This window comes from Nocardia sp. NPDC004711 (genome assembly GCF_053601595.1).
On sequence record NZ_JBSGCB010000001.1, the window covers coordinates 89,219 to 109,644 of the forward strand.

General features: G+C 68.9%; 19 protein-coding genes. 14 read left to right on the forward strand and 5 right to left on the reverse strand.

The genetic code is table 11. The features are described from left to right. The first annotated feature begins 195 nt into the window (after positions 1-195). The gene (locus tag ACWEKS_RS00425) at positions 196-999 is read left to right on the forward strand and encodes an RDD family protein (protein ID WP_452338129.1); all 804 of its coding nucleotides are present in this window, start codon (positions 196-198) and stop codon (positions 997-999) included. A gap of 96 nt (positions 1,000-1,095) precedes the next feature. On the opposite strand, the gene ACWEKS_RS00430 is transcribed toward ACWEKS_RS00425, so the two are convergent. Further along, a complete protein-coding gene (locus ACWEKS_RS00430; protein ID WP_452338130.1) occupies positions 1,096-2,238 on the reverse strand; it encodes a citrate synthase 2 in 1,143 nt (380 codons plus the stop codon). 100 nt (positions 2,239-2,338) lie between these two features. Between ACWEKS_RS00430 and pdxH the strand changes: the two genes are divergently transcribed. The 5 genes from pdxH to ACWEKS_RS00455 all read left to right on the forward strand — a co-directional run bounded on the left by pdxH (position 2,339) and on the right by ACWEKS_RS00455 (position 8,053). Next, the gene (pdxH, locus tag ACWEKS_RS00435; RefSeq protein ID WP_452338131.1) at positions 2,339-3,064 is read left to right on the forward strand and encodes a pyridoxamine 5'-phosphate oxidase; all 726 of its coding nucleotides are present in this window, start codon (positions 2,339-2,341) and stop codon (positions 3,062-3,064) included. A 106-nt stretch (positions 3,065-3,170) separates the two neighbouring features. Then, on the forward strand, positions 3,171-4,454 hold the full coding sequence (locus ACWEKS_RS00440) for an MFS transporter (protein ID WP_379435818.1): 1,284 nt from the start codon (positions 3,171-3,173) through the stop codon (positions 4,452-4,454). A 187-nt stretch (positions 4,455-4,641) separates the two neighbouring features. Further along, entirely contained in the window at positions 4,642-5,955 is a 1,314-nt protein-coding gene (locus tag ACWEKS_RS00445) for a citrate synthase (RefSeq protein WP_452338132.1), read from the forward strand. A gap of 234 nt (positions 5,956-6,189) precedes the next feature. After that, positions 6,190-7,395 carry a GNAT family N-acetyltransferase gene (locus ACWEKS_RS00450; RefSeq protein ID WP_452338133.1) on the forward strand — a complete coding sequence of 402 codons (1,206 nt, stop codon included), beginning with the start codon at positions 6,190-6,192 and terminating at the stop codon, positions 7,393-7,395. Between the two features lie 268 nt (positions 7,396-7,663). Further along, positions 7,664-8,053 (forward strand): YccF domain-containing protein, encoded by a 390-nt coding sequence (locus ACWEKS_RS00455; RefSeq protein WP_356999267.1) that lies wholly within the window; start codon positions 7,664-7,666, stop codon positions 8,051-8,053. A gap of 1 nt (position 8,054) precedes the next feature. On the opposite strand, the gene ACWEKS_RS00460 is transcribed toward ACWEKS_RS00455, so the two are convergent. Next, on the reverse strand, positions 8,055-8,492 hold the full coding sequence (locus tag ACWEKS_RS00460) for a MarR family winged helix-turn-helix transcriptional regulator (RefSeq protein WP_354830859.1): 438 nt from the start codon (positions 8,490-8,492) through the stop codon (positions 8,055-8,057). Positions 8,493-8,602: 110 nt separating this feature from the next. Between ACWEKS_RS00460 and ACWEKS_RS00465 the strand changes: the two genes are divergently transcribed. Both ACWEKS_RS00465 and ACWEKS_RS00470 read left to right on the forward strand, forming a co-directional pair. Next, positions 8,603-8,845: a DUF2530 domain-containing protein gene (locus ACWEKS_RS00465; protein WP_452338134.1), complete on the forward strand. Its 243-nt coding sequence runs from the start codon at positions 8,603-8,605 to the stop codon at positions 8,843-8,845. Positions 8,846-8,978: 133 nt separating this feature from the next. After that, entirely contained in the window at positions 8,979-9,593 is a 615-nt protein-coding gene (locus tag ACWEKS_RS00470) for a TetR/AcrR family transcriptional regulator (protein WP_379397885.1), read from the forward strand. Between the two features lie 128 nt (positions 9,594-9,721). On the opposite strand, the gene ACWEKS_RS00475 is transcribed toward ACWEKS_RS00470, so the two are convergent. Together ACWEKS_RS00475 and ACWEKS_RS00480 are read right to left on the reverse strand one after the other, a co-directional pair. After that, positions 9,722-12,904, reverse strand: a complete 3,183-nt coding sequence (locus ACWEKS_RS00475) for a sacsin N-terminal ATP-binding-like domain-containing protein (protein WP_452338135.1) — start codon at positions 12,902-12,904, stop codon at positions 9,722-9,724. 142 nt (positions 12,905-13,046) lie between these two features. Next, the gene (locus tag ACWEKS_RS00480) at positions 13,047-14,387 is read right to left on the reverse strand and encodes a DUF3027 domain-containing protein (protein ID WP_452338136.1); all 1,341 of its coding nucleotides are present in this window, start codon (positions 14,385-14,387) and stop codon (positions 13,047-13,049) included. 17 nt (positions 14,388-14,404) lie between these two features. On the opposite strand from ACWEKS_RS00480, the gene ACWEKS_RS00485 reads away from it, so the two are divergent. From ACWEKS_RS00485 to ACWEKS_RS00495, 3 genes are all read left to right on the forward strand, one after another. Then, on the forward strand, positions 14,405-15,199 hold the full coding sequence (locus tag ACWEKS_RS00485; RefSeq protein ID WP_452338137.1) for a glutaminyl-peptide cyclotransferase: 795 nt from the start codon (positions 14,405-14,407) through the stop codon (positions 15,197-15,199). Between the two features lie 153 nt (positions 15,200-15,352). Continuing rightward, a complete protein-coding gene (locus ACWEKS_RS00490; RefSeq protein WP_452338138.1) occupies positions 15,353-17,293 on the forward strand; it encodes an MFS transporter in 1,941 nt (646 codons plus the stop codon). 16 nt (positions 17,294-17,309) lie between these two features. After that, positions 17,310-17,903, forward strand: a complete 594-nt coding sequence (locus tag ACWEKS_RS00495; protein ID WP_452338139.1) for a DUF2771 family protein — start codon at positions 17,310-17,312, stop codon at positions 17,901-17,903. Positions 17,904-17,977: 74 nt separating this feature from the next. Here the strand turns inward: ACWEKS_RS00495 and ACWEKS_RS00500 are convergent, their stop codons facing one another. Next, positions 17,978-18,421, reverse strand: a complete 444-nt coding sequence (locus tag ACWEKS_RS00500; protein WP_364606729.1) for a cold-shock protein — start codon at positions 18,419-18,421, stop codon at positions 17,978-17,980. A 182-nt stretch (positions 18,422-18,603) separates the two neighbouring features. Between ACWEKS_RS00500 and ACWEKS_RS00505 the strand changes: the two genes are divergently transcribed. The 3 genes from ACWEKS_RS00505 (at position 18,604) to ACWEKS_RS00515 (ending at position 20,245) form a co-directional block, all read left to right on the forward strand. After that, positions 18,604-18,834, forward strand: coding sequence for a hypothetical protein (locus ACWEKS_RS00505; protein ID WP_354830880.1), 231 nt, complete (start codon positions 18,604-18,606; stop codon positions 18,832-18,834). 443 nt (positions 18,835-19,277) lie between these two features. After that, positions 19,278-19,910 carry a transglycosylase family protein gene (locus ACWEKS_RS00510; protein ID WP_379382948.1) on the forward strand — a complete coding sequence of 211 codons (633 nt, stop codon included), beginning with the start codon at positions 19,278-19,280 and terminating at the stop codon, positions 19,908-19,910. Between the two features lie 146 nt (positions 19,911-20,056). Next, on the forward strand, positions 20,057-20,245 hold the full coding sequence (locus ACWEKS_RS00515; RefSeq protein ID WP_120743826.1) for a hypothetical protein: 189 nt from the start codon (positions 20,057-20,059) through the stop codon (positions 20,243-20,245). Positions 20,246-20,426 lie beyond the last annotated feature (181 nt).

Genomic DNA, 20,426 nt, shown 5'->3' on the forward strand with positions numbered 1-20,426 from the left:
AGATGTAATCCATTGTTCCACTGCAGGATTCGACGCAGCAGCCCGTATCCGAGCACCTCGGGACGCCGCCGCTGGTGAGCGGATCAGCAATCGCGCAGCGCTCACGGCGTGTCGGATTTCCAGTTCATCCCGAAGGCCGGATTGCTCCAGACTGTAGCCTGCCCGACCGAAACAATCCCTTTGCAAGGAAACGCATTGACATATCCGAACAACCCGTACCCGCAGCAGCAGCCCGGATACGGCTACCCGCCCGCCGATCAGCCCGCCCCGGGCTACGGCGCTCCCCAGCCCGGCTACGGTGCTCCGCAGCAGCCCGCCTACGGCGCGCCCCAACCCGGTTACGGTGCGCCTCAGCCCGCGTACGGCACGCCGCAACCCGCGTACGGGGCTCCACAGCCCGGCTATGACGCCCAGTCCCCCTACGGCGCTCCGCAGCAGCCCGCGTACGGCGCGCCCCAACCTGCTTACGGCGCAGCGCAACCCGCGTACGGTGCGCCGCAGCCCGGCTATGCGCCGTTCGGAGGGTACGGGGCACAGTATGCGAGCTGGGGCGCGCGTGTGGGCGCGTACTTGATCGACGGCGCGATCTGGGTTCTGCCCGGGACGATCCTGCGGACCATCGCGGTCACCGCCGGCACGTCCAAGGTGCAGTGCAGCGTCACGCCCGGCACCTACCACACGTCCTGCACGGGCGGTGGGATGAACGCGGTGGGCATCATCTGCCTGCTGCTCGCCTTCGTGGTCGGCCTCGCGGGCCTGCTGTTCATCAGCCACCAGGAGGGCACCACCGGCCAGACCCCGGGCAAGCGCGTGGTCGGTATCCGGTTGGTCCGCGAATCCACCGGCCAGCCGGTCGGTTTCGGTCTCGCCATCGGCCGCCGCCTGCTGCACTTCATCGACGCCCTCCCCTGCTACCTCGGCTTCCTGTGGCCCGCCTGGGACGCCAAGAAGCAGACCTTCGCCGACAAGATCGTCAGCACCATCGTCGTGAAGGGCTGAGAGCTTCCCGGGGCTGGGGGGTGACCCGGGGACGGATGTGAAAAACGGTGGCCCGCAGCGATTCTCGCTGCGGGCCACCGTCGTGTTCGAACCGGATTACTTGTGCGACACCAGATCCCAGCCCGGGACGGCGTCGGGCGTGCGCGGGGCCGGGCCGGTGTAGATGGCGGCCGGGCGGACCAGCTTGCCCAGCTTCTTCTGCTCCAGGATGTGGGCACACCAGCCGGCGGTGCGGCCGCAGGTGAACATGGCGGGCATCATGTGCGCCGGGACCTCGGCGAAGTCCAGGATCACGGCGGCCCAGAACTCGACATTGGTCTCGATGGCGCGGTCGGGGCGGCGCTCGCGCAGCTCCGCCAGGGCGGCCTGCTCCAGGGCGGCGGCGACCTCGTAGCGCGGGGCGTCGAGGCGCTTGGCGGTGGCGCGCAGCACGCGGGCGCGCGGGTCCTCGGCCCGGTAGACCCGGTGGCCGAAGCCCATCAGCTTCTCCTTGCGGTCCAGGATGCCCTTGACCAGGGCCCGTGCGTCGCCGGTCTTCTCGACGGCTTCGATCATGGGCAGCACGCGGGCCGGGGCGCCGCCGTGCAGCGGGCCGGACATGGCGCCGATGGCGCCGGACAGCGAGGCCGCCACGTCGGCGCCGGTGGAGGCGATGACGCGGGCGGTGAAGGTGGAGGCGTTCATGCCGTGCTCGGCGGCCGACACCCAGTAGGCGTCGATGGCCTCGATGTGGCGCGGGTCCGGGTCACCCTTCCAGCGGGTCATGAACCGCTCGGTAATGGTGGCCGATTCGTCGATCTTCGCCTGCGGCACGGCCGGCTGGTAGATGCCGCGCGCCGACTGGGCGACGTAGGACAGCGCCATGACCGAGGCCCGGGCGAGGTTCTCGCGGGCGGTGTCGTCGTCGATGTCGAGCAGCGGCTCGTAGCCCCAGATCGGGGCCAGCATGGCCAGGCCGGCCTGCACGTCGACGCGCACGTCGCCGGTGTGGATGGGGAGCGGGAACGGCTCGGCGGGCGGTAGGCCGCGGCCGAATTCGCCGTCGACCAGCAGGGCCCACACGTCGCCGAAGGTGACCGAGTTGCCGACGAGGTCCTCGATGTCGACGCCGCGGTACCGGAGGGCGCCGCCGTCCTTGTCGGGTTCGGCGATATCGGTGGTGAAGGCCACCACTCCCTCGAGACCGCTCACGAAGCCGTCGGGGACGACCGAGCTTGGTACCGCAGCGCTGGCAGTCATGTTGTGACTCTCCTTGCAAAGTCGGGCGCCCGATCTTTGGGCAGCCACGCCGATCAACTGGAGCTTAACCCCCGCATTACTCCGGAGTAACGTCTGCCCCATGGTTGACCAGGAGAAATTCGCCACGCCCGACGTCGACATGGCTGCCCTGCGGGTCGAGTACGGAGTCGATCAGGGCGACAACCATCCGGGCCCGGAAACCGACCTCGACGAGACCTGGCTGTCCGACGGCTGGGAGCCGTTGCTGCGCAACTGGATCGAGGACGCGACCAGCGCGGGCATGACCGATTCGAACTCGATGGTGCTGAGCACCGTCGAGATCACCGAAACCGGTCCGCGGCCCGCGTCGCGAACTGTCCTGTGCAAGGGGCTTTCTCCCGAAGGTGTGACTTTTTACACGAATTACGAATCGTTCAAGGGCCGCCAGCTGACCCGAACCCCGTACGCCTCGGCCACTTTCGTGTGGCCCGCCATGGGCCGGCAGGTCACCGTGCGCGGGCCGGTGCGGCGGGTCCCGGCCGAGGCCACCGAGCTGTACTGGCAGTCCCGTCCGCGCGGTTCCCGGCTGGGCGCGTGGGCCTCGGAGCAGTCGCGGCCCATCGCCTCCCGCGCCGAGCTGGACCGGCAGATGGATGCGACGGCCGCCCGGTTCGCCGAGGTCGGCGACATCCCGGTGCCGCCGTTCTGGGGCGGCTTCCAGATTCAGCCGGAGACGGTGGAGTTCTGGCAGGGCCGCCGCAGCCGCATGCACAACCGCATCCGGGTCACCGTCGAACCGGGCAATACCGACGTGTCAGTCATGAAAGTCGAACGCCTGCAACCCTGACCGACTCTCGTCGGCCCGAAAGAGTTGGATATCTCACGTTCAAATGATGGGATGATCGGCCCAAAATGCCTTCCCAAGCGCTCGTCGCCGTCGCTAGGTTGGGCCGGTGAAGCTGCTCGCCGACATAACTCCATTACGGAATCCCGACTACCGGAGGCTCTGGACCACCGGCATCGTCACCGTGATCGGCGCACAGCTGTCCGTCGTAGCCGTCCCCAAGCAGCTCTACGACATCACCCACAGCTCTTCGTATGTCGGCCTGGCCGGGCTGTTCGGCCTGATCCCGCTGATCGTCTTCGGCCTCTGGGGCGGCGCGCTCGCCGACGCCATGGACCGCCGCAAGATGCTGCTCGTCACCAGTGCGGGCACCGGCCTGACCTCGCTGGCCTTCTGGGCGCAGGCCGCCGCCGGGCTGAACAATGCCTGGCTGGTGCTGATCCTGTTCTCGGTGCAGCAGGCGTTCTTCGCCATGAACCAGCCCGCGCGCAGCGCCATCTACCCGCGGCTGCTGCCGCCCGAGCAGCTGCCCGCGGCCAATTCGCTGAGCATGACGGTCATGCAGTTCGGCGCCATCGCCGGTCCGGTGCTGGCGGGCATGCTGATTCCGTTCGCGGGCCTGGCCACGCTGTACCTGATCGACTCCATCGCGCTGCTGGCCACGCTGTGGGCCACCTGGAAGCTGCCGCCCATCCCGCCGCACGGCGAGACCCGGCGCGCGGGCCTGCGCGAGGTGTTCGACGGTTTCGCCTACCTGGCCACCCAGCGCATCCTGCTGGCCTCGTTCGCGGTCGACGTGGTGGCCATGGTGTTCGGCATGCCGCGCGCCCTGTTCCCGCAGATCGCCCAGGACAGCTTCGGCGACACCGCTTCCGGCGGAACGGCACTGGGCCTGCTGTTCGCGGCCATGTCGGTGGGCGCGGTGCTGGGCGGAGTGTTCTCCGGGTGGCTGTCGCGGGTGCGGCGGCAGGGTCTGGCCGTGGTGGTCTGCATCGTGCTGTGGGGGCTGGGCATGGTCGGGTTCGGCCTGGCCGTGGGCCTGGTCGGGCACGGGCTGAGCATGACGCTCGCACTCTGGATCGCGCTGGCCTGCCTGGCTTTCGGCGGCGCGGTGGACATGTTCTCCGCGGCCCTGCGCACCACCATGCTGCAGTCGGTGGCGACCGACGAGATGCGCGGACGACTGCAAGGGGTCTTCATCGTCGTCGTGGCAGGTGGACCGCGCATCGGTGATGTTGCGCACGGTTTCGCGGCCGCGGCGGTGGGTACCGCCACGGCTGCGGCCGGTGGTGGCGTCCTGGTCGTGATCGGCATGATGATCGCGGCCGTGGCGTTTCCGGCGTTCGTCCGATACCGGGTGGCACGTGCGTATTCGGAGGTGCAGCTCGCATGATGTCACGGGGTTCATGCTCATAGCACATGACCGCCGCTCTCCTCACCTGCGAACGATGTGACTGTGAGGTAGCAAAGAGCCACCCTCATTGGTCGGGCGTAGTGGACAGCGGCTAGCGTTGACTCGAGCGCATCGCACGCCGACCGTGTCCGATGCCTACGGTTACAAGCCTGAGAGGGATCCTTCCGTGCCCGCTGAGAACATCATCAACGTCGACGACGACGCCAAGCCGGTACTGCAATACCCGGGCGGCGAGTACCCGATGACCGTCGCCAAGGCTGTCGAGGGCAATGACGGAATCGACCTGGGCAAGCTGCTCGCCAGCACCGGGTACGTCACCTATGACCCCGGTTTCATGAACACCGCCTCGACCAAGTCGGCCATCACCTATATCGACGGCGAGGCGGGCATCCTGCGCTACCGCGGGTACCCGATCGAGCAGCTGGCCGGTAAGTCGACCTTCATCGAGGTCAGCTACCTGCTGATCTACGGCGAGCTGCCGACCCAGGCCCAGCTCGACGACTTCACCGACCGGATCCGCCGGCACACCCTGCTGCACGAGGACCTGAAGCGGTTCTTCGACGGCTTCCCGCGCAACGCGCACCCGATGCCGGTGCTGTCCTCCGCGGTCAACGCGCTGTCGGCCTACTACCAGGACTCGCTGGACCCGCGCGACCCCGAGCAGGTCGAGCTGTCCACCATCCGACTGCTCGCCAAGCTGCCGACCATCGCGGCCTACGCGTACAAGAAGTCGGTCGGCCAGCCGTTCCTGTACCCGGACAACTCGCTGTCGCTGGTGGAGAACTTCCTGCGGATGACCTTCGGCTTCCCGGCCGAGCCCTACGAGGTCGACCCGGAGATCGCCGCGGCGCTGGACATGCTGCTCATCCTGCACGCCGACCACGAGCAGAACTGCTCGACTTCGACTGTGCGCCTGGTGGGTTCGTCCGACGCCAACCTGTTCACCTCCGTCTCCGGCGGCATCAACGCGCTGTGGGGCCCGCTGCACGGCGGCGCCAACCAGGCCGTGCTGGAGATGCTGGACGACATCAAGGCCAGCGGCGGCGACGTCAAGGAGTTCGTCCGCAAGGTCAAGAACAAGGAAGACGGCGTGAAGCTCATGGGCTTCGGGCACCGCGTCTACCGCAACTACGACCCGCGCGCCACCCTGGTCAAGCAGGTCGCGGACAACATCCTGGCCAAGATCGGCGGCGACGACCAGCTGCTCGACATCGCCAAGTCCCTCGAAGAGGCCGCCCTCACCGATGAGTACTTCATCGAGCGCCGCCTGTACCCGAACGTCGACTTCTACACCGGCGTCATCTACCGGGCCATGGGCTTCCCGACCCGCATGTTCACCGTGCTCTTCGCCATGGGCCGTCTGCCGGGCTGGATCGCCCACTGGCGCGAAATGCACAGCGAGCCGCTGAAGATCGGCCGTCCGCGCCAGATCTATACCGGCTACGGCGAGCGCGACTACATGCAGATCAACGGTCGCTGACCCGACGGGCCCTGTGCCCGAAGGGTTTCCGTCGAACCCCGCCGCAACGCATCGTTGCGGCGGGGTTTTTCGTTCACAAGGTCTTGTTGAGAATCTCGCTGGGGTGCGACGGCAATCTTGTTCCCGTGAGATGGAAACGATCTCAGCTCCGGTGTCACCTGCCGCGGCGGGGGCGGCAGGTGACACCGGAGAAAATCGGGTGCGCGGCCCGGTAATACGTGGGATGTTCGGGGTATGGCATCGACGAATGGCATTACCGTGCGTTCGGCGCGAGCGGACGAGCGGGCGGGGATCATCCGGCTCTCGGAGATCTGCTTCGGGATGCGGGTCGGCCCGGCCGATCTGGAATACGGCGGCGACGTCTTTCCGACCGAGCGAGCCCTGGTGGCCGCGGACGGCGATCGCATCGTCGGGCACACCAACGACCGCACCATGACCGTCACCGTGCCCGGCGCGCGCACCGTGCAGGCCTGCGGCGTCAGCAGCGTCGTGGTGGCGCCCACCCATCGGCGGCGCGGCATTCTGCGGGCGCTCTACACCGAGCAGCATCGGCGCACCGAGGCCGAGGGCATACCGCTCACCATCTTCACCGCCAGCGAGGGCACCATCTACGGCCGCTTCGGCTACGGCCCGTCCATTGTCGAGAACGAGATCTCCGTGCGCGGGCGCACCGCCGAATTCCGTTCCACCACACCGGATCCCGGAGGGGTGCAGGTCGCCGACATGGAAGAGGCGAAGCTCCGGTTGCCCGCGATCTACGACCGCTGGCGGCGGCTGGTGCCGGGCGCGCAGGCCCGGCCCGCAGCCCGCTGGCAGCAGCGGTTCTTCGCCGACGCGGTACAGAGCGAGGAGAGCTCACCGCAGTTCTTCCTGATCCATCCGGACGGCTACGCCATCCTGCGGCGCGCCTGGCACGAGGACAAGAACACCGCCACGGTCCGCGAGCTGCGGGCTGTCACAGCGGAAGCCCATGTCGCACTGTGGCGGGTGCTGCTGAGCCTGGATCTGGTGGACACCGTCGAGGCGACGCTGAGCGATAACGATCCACTCCCCTACCTGGTCACGAATCCGCGTCTGGTGCGCGTCACCGGCCGCCACGACGCGCTGTGGACCCGGGTGATGGACGTCCCCGCCGCTCTCACCGCCCGCACCTACCAGCGGGATCTGGATGTCGTGCTGTCCGTGCACGATCCGTTCCGTGACGCGGGCGGCAGCTTCGCGCTGCGGGTGCGCGACGGCATCGCCGAGTGCGCACCGACTGGCCGCACCCCGGATCTGGAACTCGGCATCGATGTACTCGGCAGCCTCTACTTCGGCGCGTACCGGGCCCGGGTCTTCGCGGCCGCCAACCGGATCCAGGCCAAGGACGCGGCCGTGCTGCGCGCATTCGACGAGGCGTTCGCCGCCGAATGCGACGCCGAACTCGGCTGGTTCTTCTGAGTCGGCAGGCGAAAACGGCTGCCGGGTCCCGCACGGCGTTGGAACCGAGGTATTTCTTTGCTAGAAATGCGCTCTGGATTCTTTCCTTGCCAGAAAAATGTGTAGAGCTGCATAAGCCTAGATAGCTCGTCATTAACAGTTGTCAACGATTCAACCCACCTTTTGGGGCATTTCACCCGATTCGGGCAAGGGCCACCCCTGGCGAGTTCAGGGTTTTCCCGGTGGTGGGTGAGCACCGGACGCTGGCATGCTGGGATACGTGAAACCCATCCAGTTGATACTCAACGTCCTGTGGCTCGTGCTGGTCGGATTCTGGATGGCCATCGGCTATGTCATCGCCGGGCTGATCTGCTGCGTGCTGATCGTGACCATCCCGTGGGGCGTCGCGTCCTTCCGCATCGCCAACTTCGTGCTCTGGCCCTTCGGCCGGGAAGCGGTGGAGAAACCGAGCGCGGGCGTGGGCTCGATGCTCGGCAACATCATCTGGATCATCGTGGCGGGCTGGTGGCTGGCACTGGGCCACCTGATGACCAGCATCGCCCTCGCCGTCACCATCATCGGGATCCCGTTCGCCTGGGCCAATCTCAAGCTGATCCCGATCTCCCTGTTCCCCCTGGGCCGCGAAATCGTCGACAGCGACCGGCGTTTCGGCTACTGAATCACTCGGATTCGTCGACGATCTGCTTCATGATCCCGACCGCCTCGGCGAGCACGCCGACCTGGGCGGGGGACAGCCGGGACAGCTGATCGGTCATCCAGGCCTCGCGGGCCTGGTTCTCGTCGGCGATCAGGGCGCGCCCGGCGTCGGACAGCGACACGATGATCTGCCGCCCGTCGGTGGGGTGCGGATTGCGTTCCACCAGATCCATTTCCGACAGCGAGGCGATGACCCGGGTCATCGACGGCGGCTGCACCCGCTCCTTGGCGGCCAGCGTGCCCGGCGTCATGGCGCCCTCCCGATTCAGCGTGGCGAGCGCGGACAGCTGGGTCAGCGAAATCTGGGCATCGGCCCGCCGGCCTCGCAGATGCCGAGTCAAGCGCACCACCGCCAGCGAAAGTTCACCGGCGAGCGCTCGAATGTCGGAAGGCGTTGTCACAGAGGCAAACGATACGGGACCGCCCGCGCGGGAGTCGGCTGTTCCGGTGCGTGGGGGCCGGCCGCCCCGGCGCGCCACCCGGACCGGCCCCCGCCCTCTAGTCTGGTGGGGTGACCACGCCACCCGTTCCGGAGATTCCCCCGCGCTTGACCGATCCGCGCCCGGTACTGGCCGTGGGCAGCCTCGGTTTCCTGATCGCGACGGTGGCGGTGTGGGCGAACGACGCGTGGGCGACCGCGCGTCCGGTCTGCCTGATGGGTCTGGCGGTGGGCCTGCTCGGCTACACGATCTTCGCGATTCAGCGCCGGAGCGCGCGGCGCGGGGACAAAGGCGCACAGCTCGGTCTGGATTAGCGGGCCCCGGGCCCGGATTAGCACTAAAAGCGACTGGTCGGCCGTCCAGACGGGTCTGACAAAACGAACTTGCGGACCGTGCGAATTGACTGCACGCGCCTCGGAGGCTTAACTCCCTGGAGTGTCCTCCCGATTGAGCGTCGAAGAACGACGGGCCCACCTTATCGAGGCAGCCATCGGCCTTGCCGAAAAAAAGGGCGTGGCAGGAGTTACCACGCGCGATGTTGCCCAGGCAGCCGGTGTTTCCCTCGGTGTGGTGCATTACTGTTTCGAAAACAAAGATCAGCTGATGACCGAGCTGGTCAAGGCACTCTCGATGGAATTGCGCGATTCCGTCGATGCCAACGAAACGGTATGGCAGGACGTCGGAACCGGAAAAGAAGCGCTGCAACAATTGGTGCGCGCCGGTCTGGAACTCATGTGGCTCAACATCGAAGCCACTCCGGAGCGCCAACTACTCACCTACGAAACCACCACCTACGCCCTACGCGAAGGCGAGCAGACCCCCGCGAAACTCGCCATCGCACGCGAGCAGTACACCTTCAACGACTCCACGGTCGCCGACGTCATCGAACACGCGCGCGAAGCCACCGGCACCTCCTGGACCGTTCCCGTCGACACGCTGTCCCGTTTCATACTGGCGGCCATCGACGGCATCGTGCTGCGCTGGCTGGTCGACAACGACAGCGCCGCTGTCCGTCAGCAATTGGACGTCCTCGCTACCACCGTGGCAGCCCACGCGGCCTGACCCGGGCCTCCCCCGCTCCGGCGCGGGCACTGTGCAGCAGCGCCCGCGCCGGACCCGAATTCGCCTGCCCGCCTGTGTATCTCGTCCAGGCCGGGCCCGCGCACGGCCGTTCGGGCCGGCACGCGTCCTCAGCGGCGGGAGAAGTTCTGCGGCTGCGCCTGCACGTGGGTGATATCGCCCTCCCGCCACCACGCGACCGTCACCGTGGCCTCGAACGCACCCGTCAGCCGGACCCGGAGTTCGTCGTGCACCACGAGATCGCCTGCGGGCAGCGGCAAGTCGAACTGCAGGCGCAGCAGCACGCCCAGCGGCTCGGCGGTCCAGCTGGTCTCCCGGCCGGTGCTCACCACCTCCGCCGTCACCGCCTCGGAGGCCAGCGGCAGATCCAGCAGCGTGGCCAGCGGGCGCGCCGACGCCAGGTCACCCACGACCAGCCGGTCGGCGGGCAGCGCCGGGCCCAGCCATGGGCGATCCAGCACCAGGGCGTCCGCGGCCGGGATCACCTCGCCGGTGAGGGCGCGCACCTGACCCGGCAGCACCAGATCCTCGGTGTCCAGGCGGCCCGCGTCGAGCGCCTCGGCCAGATACCGGTACGTCTGTGAAATCGATTCCGGGGTGGGCATTCTCGCCGGATCGGCGAGGGCGTCGAGGAGTTCCTCGGCCAGCGCGGGGGTGAGCACCTCCGGGTCGGCGAGCACGCCGCGCAGCACCGCCAGATCGTTCGCGTCGAAGCCCGGCAACTGCGGGAGCAGACCCGCGAACAGGGTGTCGTCCGGGTGGCGCAGCAGGCCCAGCGGAATGCCGTCGATGTGGGCGTGATGGCGCAGCCACCAGGCGGTGTAGCCGTCGCGGTCCGCGAGCAGCCGGCGAGTCGTCTCATCGGACAGCAACAGCCGCAGCGCCTCCGGCCATTCGGCGTCGTCCACCAGGTCCAGATCGCGGACCGCCACCAGTTCGGCCGGATCCTCGGCCAGACCCTCCCACCAGGTCTCCTCGTCGTCGAGGTGGTGGTCCGGGCCGGTCGGATCCGACTCGGCGACCAGCGTGAAGCTCCAGCCGACGCCGATGGCGCGCAGGGCCTCCGGGCCGTAGCGCTCGAGCACGCCGGCATCCACGGTGGTGAAGGGCGAATCCTCGACGAGCACGCGGGCCAGCGGCGCATCGGGCAGCAGCAGTTCGTCGGCCGGCGTCGATTCGCCGTCGACATCGGGCAATTCGACCAGGCCCAGCCAGGACGGGAGGACACCCGGCGCGGCCAGGGTGGTGGCCGCCAGCTTCAGCACCGCGTCGACGGTGTCCGGATCGCTCGGATCGTCCTCCAGCACCGCCTGCAGCCCGGCGTCATTGAGCAGATCCTCCGGCGTGGCCGGGCGCGTACCCAGCCGGCCCAGCAGCTCGTGGGCCGCCTCCGGGTGCACCAGACGCGCCCAGTGCACCGGAATCGCCTGTTCCAGACGGTCATCCAGCACCACCGTGCGCGGGCCGGTCACCAGGCGGCCGTCGGTCAGCGGCACCGCCAGCGCGCCCAGTTCCTCCACCGCCAGCGGATCCACCGCGAACGGCTCCAGGGCGTCGTAGAGCGAATACCACCACTGCGGTTCACGTTCCAGGCTGCTCGACAGCTCGGCGATCCGCGCCAGGCCGATCCGGTGCACGTCCAGTACGGCGAGGGCATCGGCGTACATGCGGCCCGACAGCTCCGGAATCACCAGGGGGCCGACCATGTCCGCCAGCAGATCGGCCAATTCCACGGTCGCACCGGTGAATACGGTGGCCCGCCGCGGCGAGGCGACATTCGCCCGCGAATCCGCGCCCGGGGTTTCGGTGGTCGCCGGTTCATTCACAACCATCATCCCCAGGTCCACTGGGGATGGTTCCTCGAACCCGGTCGAGTCGAAGGTCGCGACCACATCGTGCGGCCCGATGGCGTCGTGGGGTTCGACCGTGTCGCCGGGCGCTTCGTCCTGGGCCGGAAGATCCCATAGCGGCAGGGTTTCCTGCTCCCATGCCGCGCTCGCCTTGGCGGCCGGCGCGGCGGCCGAGTCCACGTCCGGCGCGGCGGACAGTTCGAGCGCGGCCGCGGTATCGGGATCGCCCGATGCCCGCACCTCATCGGCCTCGGTATCACCGCCGGCTGCCGTCTCGCCGAACGCGGCGTCGAATTCTGCTGGCGCCGAGGCATATTCGGCAGCGCGTTCCGGACGGCCGGTGAGGACCGGAAGCCACTCGTTGTCGCGGAGCTCGGCGATCAGGGCCTCGCGGAGCAGGCCGTCGGCCTCGCTGCGGGCGAAGCCGGGAGTGGGGACCAGGACCAGGCGGTCGCGCGGCGGCAGGGCGCGCGCGAACGCGGCGTAACCGGCGGCCAGCGCGGTCAGGTGCGCGCCGGGGAGCAGGCGGCGGCGGTCCGGCTGCATGGGGATGTCGGCGATGAGCAGAGCCGGAATGGACAGCTCCTCGTCGGAGCGGGTGGGTGCGCGCAGCACATCGGGGCGGGTGGCGATCGGGCGGCCGTCGCGCACGGGCAGCAGCCAGCGGGCACGCTCGGTGCGGTACTGCCACCACACGCGCTCATCGGAATTCGGGCCGGTGACCCGCAGTTCCGTGAGGCCGTCACCGAGTTCCCGCTCGGCACTGGCGATCTCGTCGTCACCGATCCGGATGGCGTGCAGCGCGGGCAGTTCCAGCAGCAGATCGGCCGCCTCCGAACGCATCTCCGTGAGCAGGGCGACGGTGTCCACGTGCTCGCGCAACCGCAGCACGATCTCACTGTCGAAGCCGTTCACGGGCTGCTCCGCGGTGGCCCAGGCCAGTCGCAGCGCGGGCGGCTCGAAATCGTCCGGCGTCTGCGGGATCTCGATGCCCTGCGCGCCGAGCAGCGCCCAGGTCTCGGCCCGTGAGAACCGCACCGAGCCGCCGGTCGAACGGAATTCCACCTCGTCCGACACCGTCAGCACGGCGGTGAAGCCCACCCCGAACTGCCCGACGGCCGCGGCGTCCGTCTTCCCCGAGGCCCGCAGTGCGGTGAGCGCGTGCACGCCCGAAACATCCAGCGGCGCACCGGTATTGGCCACATGCAGGGTGTGGCCGTCCAGCCACACCGCGATCCGCCCGTCGACGCCCGCCTTGGCGGCCGCGTCGGCGGCGTTCTGCGCCAGTTCGGTCAGCAACCGGTCCCGGTATCCGGCCCGGACCAGGTCCGCCTCCGTGGCGGCGTCCTCCCGCAACCGGGTGGGCGACCCGCGCCAGGCGGCCACCACCCCGGCCCGCAGTTCCGCCGTCCCGAACGGATCCCCCGCATCGGTCGCGACCACGCCCTACACCCCTTCCGCACAACCGTTGATGGCACGCCAGAGCCAAGCATCCGGGTATCTCACAGAACTCCGGCGCGGTCCATCGAAAACCGCACCCGCCGCCGGGAATCCGGCGGCGCTACAACCTATCCGGGCGAGCGCCTCAGCGCGACTCGGCCGAACCGGTCTCGGGCTCCACCCGCACCGCATTCACGGCCCACGCATCGTCGTACACCGCATCCGGATCGCCCACCTCGAACAACCCGGCCGTGCCGGAATCGTCCGCGGCCACCGACTTCTCGGACGGTCCCGCCTCGCCGTTCTCGGTCGGTCCTGCCGCCTCGCCACTCTCGGGCACCGCCGACACAGCGGCGACCTCGGCGTCCGGATCGACCACACCCGCCCGCACATCCGCGGCATCAGCCAGGCCCGTCGCCGAATCGGCCTCAGCCGCAACGCTCGTGTCCGCGGCGACCGTGTCGGTCTCCACAGTCCGACCCGCGCCAGTTTCGTCCTTCTCGCCCGATTCCAACCCGGCCACAGCGGCAAGGTCGGCTTCCGCGGCCTCGGTCGTCGTGGCAGCGTCAGCAGTCGCGGCAGGCTCAGCGGCGGCATCAGCGGTCGCGTCGGCGTCCGTCACGATGGGCGTCGAATCGGTCTCGCTCGCAGGCGCTTCCGCACCCGCTACCGTGCCGGATTCGTCTACCTCGCCGTTCTTGGTGGATTCCGCTTCCAGCGCACCGGTTTCGATGCGGAGGTCGGCGGTGGGGAACAGGTCCACGGCGGCGTCGTCGTAGGCCTCGTAGAGGGGAGAGCCACTGCCGGTGGGGAGTTCGACGTCGGAGTGGGCGCCACAGCCGTAGGCGACGTGGACCACGTGGCCGTCGGCGCCCATGGCATTGGTGCAGACGCCGAAGGCAGCGCCCAGGGCGCCGGCCATGGGAACGAAGAAGGCGCAGCGGGCGCAGGTGGACGGGGCGGCGCGGGCCATGTCGGTGTCGGGGCCGTATTCGGAGAACCAGCGGTAGGCGGCCTCCTCGCGACCCTCGCGGGAGAGCACCTGGGTGCGGCCGAGCCCGATCTCGAGGGCGACCTCGTCGACGGCCGGGTCACCGGAGGCGACATAGCCGGGCACCAGGCGCGGGTCGCCGGGCGGCGGGGCCAGCAGATCGCCGGGCGCGAGATCGCCGGGGCGGATGCGCTGATCCCACGGGATGAAGTCGGGCGCCACCAGTGCGTCCGGCCCGGGCAGCAGTGCCGACTCGCTCACCGTGGCGGTGGTCGCCCCCGGCGGCGCGGCCACCACGACCGCCCACTGCCAGCCGCGATAGCCGGGCAGCGTCGCCTCGAAGTGATGGGTGGCCGAGGATTCGTCCTCGCCGGTCACGCCCAGATGCGCGCCCACCCCGACCGGTTCCAGGTCCAGGAGCGCACGGCGGGCCAGCTCGACCGCCTCCGCCAGGATCGGCCGCATACCGGACTCCGAAACTCCAACCGCGCTCACGCCCTACATTTTGCCGTATGGAGCGCAAACGCCGTGCACCGGTAGCGGCCGCCACGATCACGCTGTCCACGGCCCTGGCCCTGGCCGCGACCGCGACCGGCTGCACCAGCAGCGACAACACGCCGAAGCTGCGGGTCGAGGTGGTCGCCACCCGGCCGCACGACCCGGGCGCGTTCACCGAGGGCTTGGAGGTCGACGGGTCGGTTCTCTACGAGAGCACCGGACTCACCGGCAATTCCTCGATCCGGGCCACCGACCTGAACACCGGCGCCGAACTCGCCCGCGCCGATCTGCCCGCGCCCCTGTTCGGCGAGGGCATCACCCGGGCCGGCGACGTGCTGTGGCAGCTCACCTACAAGAACGGCGTGGCCATCGCCCGCGACCCGGGCACGCTCGCGGAACTGCGCACCACGCATTTCGACGGCGAGGGCTGGGGCCTGTGCACCCGGGACGATCGCGTGCTCATGAGCAATGGCAGCTCGACCCTCACCTTCCGCGATCCACAGACCTTCGCGATCACCGGGAGCGTGGCGCTGACCAGCCACAAGGACGCCGAGCTCAACGAACTGGACTGCGCCCCCGACGGTTCCGTCTACGCCAACACCTGGCCGACGAACACCATCCTGCGCATCGATCCGGGCACCGGTGAGGTCCTCGCCGCGATCGACGCCTCCGGCCTGCTCCCCCGCAGCGCCCGCACCCCCGACACCGATGTCCTCAACGGCATCGCCCACCTCCCCGGCACCGACCACTTCCTCCTCACCGGCAAGAAGTGGCCGACGTCCTATGAAGTGCGTTTCGTCCCCGCCTGATCTGGTCCATCGCGACCGGTCGCTCCGAACTTGTGGTGGCCCACACCGGCCGTAGTGCAGCCACCGGCCGACGGCACTGCAAGAATTGGGTGCGTGACTCCTCCCCGTGACCCCGGTGCCGACCCAGGTCGCTGGGGCGACGAGGACTCTCCCATGATCGAACGGCACCCGGGGTACGACCGCTATCCGCCCGCCAACCGCGCGGGCCGCCGACCCGTCCCGCCGGGCGACGAGACCGAAGTGCCGGAATTCCTGGCCCGGCGCGCGCGTCCCACCGACCCGCCGTCGAGGTCGCGCGGCGAATCTCCGCGCAGCCCAGGCGGCGACCCGGAGGGCCGTACGTCGCGCTGGGCGCGCCGCCGCCACGACAAGGCCGAAACGCACGACAGGGCCGAGGACAACCCGCCGACCCGGCCATACGAGACCCAGCCGCCCGAGGGAACCGCGAACGAGCCGGAAGCGTGGCGGCAGCCGCACGACTTCGGCACCACGCGGCGGGTGCGCTACGACCCGGAATCCGCGCCGCCCGCGCACCGCGATCAGGGTTATCCGACGCGCCCCGACCACACGCGGCACCCGCACACCGAACCGCCGCACCCGGAAACGGATCGCACGCAATCGTTTTCGCGCGAAGCCGACCCGGATGCCCAGGACAGCGGCGGGCTGCACAAGCCGCCCCGCAAGCTGACCGTCACCCGGGTCGCGGCACGCCGCAGCATCGAGCTGACGCAGAGCGGCTTCGCGACCTTCCAGCGCGCCGCCAAGGCCGACGGTGCGGAGGAGTCGGGTCTCACCGCGCTCATCTACGCGACCATGGCCAACTTCGCCACCGACGCCGCGATCGCGGTGGCCCTGGCCAACACGCTGTTCTTCGCGAGCGCCACAGCGGAGTCCAAAACCAAGGTGGCGCTGTACCTCTTGATCACGATCGCCCCGTTCGCGGTGATCGCGCCGGTCATCGGCCCCATGCTGGACCGGCTGCAACGCGGTCGCCGGGTCGCGCTGGCGGGCTCGTTCGCGCTGCGTGTGTTCATCGCCGGGCTGCTCATCTTCAATATCGACAACTGGGCGCTGTACCCGCTCGCCCTGTGCATGATGATCCTCAGCAAGTCGTTCTCGGTGCTGAAGTCCGCGGTCACCCCGCGCGTGCTGCCACCGGGAATCGACCTGGTGCGCACCAACTCCCGGCTCACCGTGTTCGGTCTCGTCGGCGGCACCATGGGCGCCGGCGCGGTGGCCGCCCTGTGCGCCAAGATCGCGGGCTCCACGGGTGCGCTGCTGCTCGCCGCGGCGCTGGCGGCGGCGGGCATGATCCTGAGTCTGCGCATCCCATCCTGGGTGGAGGTCACCGAGGGCGAGGTCCCGGCCACCCTCGGCTACCACGGCAACGACGCCCGCACCGAGGTGCTGGACCCGAGCCGAGCCGAGACGGTACAGCCGAGCAAACGCCGTCAGCCCCTGGGCCGTTCGGTGGTGACCGGGCTGTGGGGCAACAGCACCGTACGAATCCTGACCGGCTTCCTCACCTTCTACGGCGCCTTCGTCGCCAAGTCCACCGAGCATCGAGCCGTGCAACAGGTGGCGATGCTGGGCGTCATCGTCGTGGCCGCGGGTGTCGGCAATTTCGCGGGCAATGCCTCCGGCGCGCGCATGAAACTCGGTCGCCCGCAGTTGATCGTGGTCAGTTGCACCGCCGCGTGCGTCGGCGTCGCGGTCGTGGCGGCGGCGATGGGCAACCTGATGGGCGCCGCGATCGCCACCCTGATCGCCTCGGGCGCGAGTGCCCTGGCCAAGGTCTCGCTCGACGCCTCCATCCAGGACGATCTCCCACCCGAATCCATCGCCTCCGGTTTCGGCCGCTCCGAGACCGTGCTGCAGCTGTCCTGGGTGATCGGCGGTGCGCTGGGCGTGATGCTGCCGCCGACCTGGTGGATCGGTTTCACCGTGGTCGCGTCGGTGATGGCGCTGGGCTTGATCCAGACCGTGGTCAGCTACCGTGGTCATTCGCTGCTGCCCGGTTTGGGCGGTAACCGACCTCAGCACGCCAAGCAGGAGATCCCCGCCGCGCACGGCGCGGGGGAAACCACCCAGTGACGGACAGGAAGCCCCGGTGAACCAACCCAAAGCCCGCACGATCATCGCTCTGCTGGCGGTTCTAGTCGTGGTGGCAGTGGCCTATTTCGCCGCGATCGTGGTCGTCGCCCGCCACACCACCAAGCCGGATCCGCAGATCACCGCGTACGCGCACGGGAAGTCGGTGTCGGTGAATCCATTCCTGTACTGCGGCCTCGAGGTGTCGAAGGACCGGCTGGCGATCGGCAAGTGCAACTCCACCCAGTCCGTCTCCGATCTCGATGTGCCCCCGGGTTCGACGGTGCAGATCTCGCTGCCCAAGGAGGTCGCCGACGCGCCGTGGGAGCTGCTGATCGGCTACCGCCTGCCGAACAACAAGGCCGACGCGGAGGTCCTGACCTACAAGCAGCCCTGGCGGCTGTCGGGCAAGCCGGAGCGGGATAAGGATCCCAAATACGACAAGCCGCTCACCCTGACCATCAAGACCCCGCCGACCGAGCACGTGCGCCTGGCCATCATGGAATTGCACCTGCCGATACCCGCCCGTGACGAGAACGGTAACGAGGGTGTCATCTCCCGCGGGATCTGGGCGCTGCACACCCCCGCGTTCGATCCCGTGCTCTTCAGCTGAGATCCCGCCTGCCGCAACAACGGAACGGGCCCCGGTGATGGAATCACCGGGGCCCGTTCGCTTCTCGTCGCGACCTAGTGGTCGAGCTCCCGCGCCACGCCGCGCACCACTTCGGCGATGCGCTGGGCGGTCTTGCGGTCGGGGTACTTGCCGCGGCGCAGATCCGGCTGCACCTTGGTCTCCAGCAGCGTGATCATGTCCTCGATGAGGCCGTGCAGCTCGTCGGGGCTCTTGCGATTGATGGGGGCGTCATTGCGCCCGCCGCCGCGACGGTCGCCGCGCTCGCCACGGCCGCCGCGCTCCTCGCGCAGAGACGGGGTCTCCAGCAGCTTCAGCGAAAGCGCCTGCGGGCCACGGCGACCCGCCGCCATTCCGAATTCGACGCGCTGGCCCGGTTTGAGGGCCTCCACGCCATCGGGCAGCGCCGACGATCGAACATAGACGTCCTCGCCCTCATCCTGGGAAAGGAAGCCGAAGCCCTTTTCGACGTCGTACCACTTCACCTTGCCGGTCGGCACTGCGCTCACCCGTTCGTCATTCAAGCCCGGGCAGCCGGGCACATTCGTGGTCGCCGGACGCATGCGCCGGCGACCTTTCCGTTTGCGAAAAGAACGCGCCCCACACAGCTATGCAGGACGCGACTGACACCGAGTCTACCCCGGTGCGAATAGCGCAAGCACATCAGTTTTACGGTTCAGAGGTGTCCGACACTTCTTCCAAGCAGGCCCCTCGCGGTTCCGCGAGCTGGCTGCTGTATATCGCCTTGGGCCTGTTCGCGATTGGATTGCTGGCCGTGTTCGCGATCTTCGGCGTGCATCTGCTGACCGATGCGAAGCCGGGTCTGTGGCTGTATCTGCTCGCCATGTGCGCGCCGCTGGGTTTTCTGCTCTCGGTGGTCTACGCGCTCTGGTCGGGCCGTCGGTCCCGCTGACCGTCCGGGTCGGGATCAGGACTCTGCCGACACGCGGGCGACGACACGGAGATTGCCCAGTTCGTTACCCGAGCATGCGTGTGATCTTCATCACATAACGAGAAGGTCACGGAGCGGTGACAGACCCCTATCGGCGGGGACTCGCCGTGACCACCTGCGCAGAAGCCATCCGGAACCCCTTGCGCCGGTTAGTGACCCGGACAGACACGTCGGTTACCAAATGGTGATTTTTGGCGGCGGTCGTCGTAGTGTCTTCCTCGCCGGGTCAGCCCGGCGCCACCGGCCCGCCGCACCGAACTTCGCCCCGCGGGTACCGGACCCCCAACTGGAGAAAAGGGGCGAAGACGAGGAACAGCGCACATCCAGTGCGCCGGGCCGGACGACCTCTCAGTTCGACCCCGGTAGTCGGCCTCGCAGGCGCGTACGAGAGGAAAGACCCGAAAATGAGTGGACGCCATCGCAAGCCGACCAACACCGGCCGCACTGTCGCCAAGGTTGCCCTGACGGGCATCGCTCTCGGCGGCGCCGGAGTGGCCATGGCGGGTAACGCCAGCGCGGCACCCGACTCCGACTGGGATCGCCTCGCACAGTGCGAAGCCGGCGGCAACTGGGGCATCAACACCGGCAACGGTTTCCAAGGTGGGCTGCAGTTCTCGCCCGGCACCTGGAACGCAGCGGGCGGCGGCGAATACGCCCCGACCGCCAACCAGGCCAGCCGCGAGCAGCAGATCGCGGTCGCCGAGAAGGTGCTCGCCACGCAGGGCTGGGGCGCCTGGCCCTCCTGCTCCTCGAGCCTCGGCCTGACCAGCGGATCCACGCCGCGGACCGCCCCCGCGCCCGCGACCTCGGACACCCCGCAGTGGAACCCGCAGCAGGCGGGCCCCGGCGCCGGCAGCGACGGCACCCAGGAAGTCTTCCAGGCCGTGGACCGCGCCATCGCGGTCGCCCAGTCGCAGGGCGTGCAGATCCCGCAGCCCGCACTGGATTTCCTCAATGCCACCAAGGCCAACGGCACCAAGCTGGACCCCAGCATCGTGAACTTCTTCGAGGCGAACAAGGGCCTGCTGCCGCAGTAGCACCCGTTCCCTCTCCGGAATGCCCCGCATCAATGCCGATGCGGGGCATTCGCGATTTCCGGGGTTGCCGGCGGAACGCCGTGGCGGGGGCAAACTTCGGGGTGCCGGAGGGGGCGGTCCCGATGGCCGCATGCCAGAATGAGCGCGTGGTGAACAAATCGAACAAACCCTATGTCGACAATGGCTGGCCGGAGATGGCCAATGGCGATCACGCGGTCACCGAACTCTCCTCGACCCGCTCCGGTGGCCTGTCCCCGTACGGTGAGGACACCGAGTTCCCGCTGCCGGCCGATCAGCTGCCCTACGTGCACCCGCACACCATCGTCAACCGCTGATCCGACGTACGACCGACAATCATGCGGTTAACGGCGCTCGTTCCCGGGCGGCCGCCGCGCATACGACCCCAGGCCCGCGGGGCGGGCACCGTGCCAACAGCCCCGCCTACCGCCTGGTCGCCGCGGCGGCCGCTGAACCGCGTCCGCACCGTGCCCGATGAACCGCGCCCGCGCATTGCCC